Below are 554 nucleotides of genomic sequence, written 5' to 3' on the forward strand. Positions count from 1 at the left end.
TCTTCACGCTTGGTGCCGCGCAGCAGCACGCCAACGTTGTCGCCTGCCTGACCTTGGTCCAGCAGCTTGCGGAACATTTCCACGCCGGTGCAAGTGGTCTTCGCGGTAGCCTTCAGGCCCACGATTTCCAGTTCTTCGCCGACTTTAACAATGCCGCGCTCTACGCGACCGGTTACCACGGTGCCGCGGCCGGAGATCGAGAACACATCTTCGATCGGCAGCAGGAACGGCTTGTCGATGGCGCGTTCCGGAGTCGGAATGTAGGAATCCAGGGCAGCAGCCAGCTTGAAGATGGCCGGTTCGCCGTATTCGGACTGGTCGCCTTCCAGCGCCAGACGAGCGGAGCCGATCACCACCGGGGTGTCGTCGCCCGGGAAGTCGTAGGAAGACAGCAGATCGCGCACTTCCATTTCAACCAGTTCCAACAGCTCAGCGTCGTCCACCAGGTCGGCCTTGTTCAGGAACACGATGATGTACGGAACGCCAACCTGACGGGACAGCAGGATGTGTTCGCGGGTTTGCGGCATCGGACCGTCAGCGGCCGAGCACACCAG

General features: G+C 61.6%; 1 protein-coding gene. It reads right to left on the bottom strand.

Features of this window, described 5'->3' with window-relative positions:
* Nucleotides 1-554 (bottom strand): GTP-binding protein (locus LQT98_RS22000; RefSeq protein ID WP_231465204.1); only part of this gene is annotated, 554 nt, incomplete at both ends.

The sequence above is a fragment of the Chromobacterium aquaticum genome (assembly GCF_021129195.1).
Lineage (GTDB): Bacteria > Pseudomonadota > Gammaproteobacteria > Burkholderiales > Chromobacteriaceae > Chromobacterium > Chromobacterium aquaticum.